Source organism: Streptomyces boluensis, assembly GCF_009908195.1.
GTDB lineage: Bacteria > Actinomycetota > Actinomycetes > Streptomycetales > Streptomycetaceae > Streptomyces > Streptomyces boluensis.
Genome location: NZ_JAAAHS010000731.1, coordinates 1 through 1,093 on the forward strand (window position 1 = coordinate 1; position 1,093 = coordinate 1,093).

Below are 1,093 nucleotides of genomic sequence, written 5' to 3' on the forward strand. Positions count from 1 at the left end.
CACCCCGCCCAACGCCCGCACCCGCTCCTCCATCCCGAGCAGACCATTGCCCCCACTCGGCAACCGGGCGTCGTCCCGCACATCCTCCGGCGGCGGCTCGTTCTCCACCTGCATCGCCACCTCACCCCCACGGTGCGCCAACCGCACATACGTCTTCGCACCCGACGCATGCTTGTGCACATTCGTCAGCCCCTCCTGGATCACCCGGTACGCGGTCTGCTCGACCTCCGCCGCATAACCCACCGGCACCCCGTCCACCGACAGATCCACCGCCATACCCGCCGAGCGGGACTGCCCCAGCAACTCCTCCAGATCCGCCAGACACGGACCGTCCTCGACCCGCGCCCGCGAAGCCGCCGCAGCCGCAGCCACCCCCACCGCGGCCAACGGCGGCACCGGCGCCTGCGCCCGGAACGGCTCCCCCGTACGCAACACCCCCAACATCTCCCGCAGTTCGGTCAACGCCTGCCGGCCCATGTCCCCCACCAGCGCCGCGTTCCGCACCGCCTTCTCCGGGTCCTTCCGCGCCACCGCCTGCAACGCCGCCGCGTGCACCACCATCAGGCTCACCCGGTGCGCCACCACGTCATGCATCTCCCGGGCGATCCGCGTGCGCTCCTCGTTCCGCGCCCACTCCGCCCGCTCCTCGGCCCGCTCCGCAAGGAGCTGCAACTCCCGCTCCAGGCTGTCCGCGCGCTCCCGCAACGACTCCATCAACCGGCGTCTGGCGCCCACATACAGGCCGAGCAGCAACGGCGGCGCCGTCACTCCCAGCGAGGCCGTCACCGCGACGAACGGCACGAACCACTCGCCCAGCTCGATCTCCCCCGCCGCCATGTCCTGCCGGGACCGGACGAACGTCACGATCAACGTGCCCGCCAGCGACATCCCCGCCAGCGCACCCGTGATCCGCCGCGGCACCTCCGACGCGGCCAGCGTGTAGAGCCCGACCACCGTCAGCAGGAAGCCCATGTTCGCCGGCGTCACACCGATCGACACAAGCACCACCGCGATCGGCCACCGCCGCCGCAGCACCAGAACAGAGCCGACCACCAGGCCGAACCCCACCCCGACCGCCGTCGGCAACCCCGCC

1 protein-coding gene is annotated in these 1,093 nt (G+C 71.9%); it reads right to left on the minus strand.

Annotated features, from left to right (window positions below; translation table 11 throughout):
* Positions 1–1,093 (minus strand): sensor histidine kinase (locus tag GUY60_RS37785; protein ID WP_161706014.1); only part of this gene is annotated, 1,093 nt, incomplete at both ends.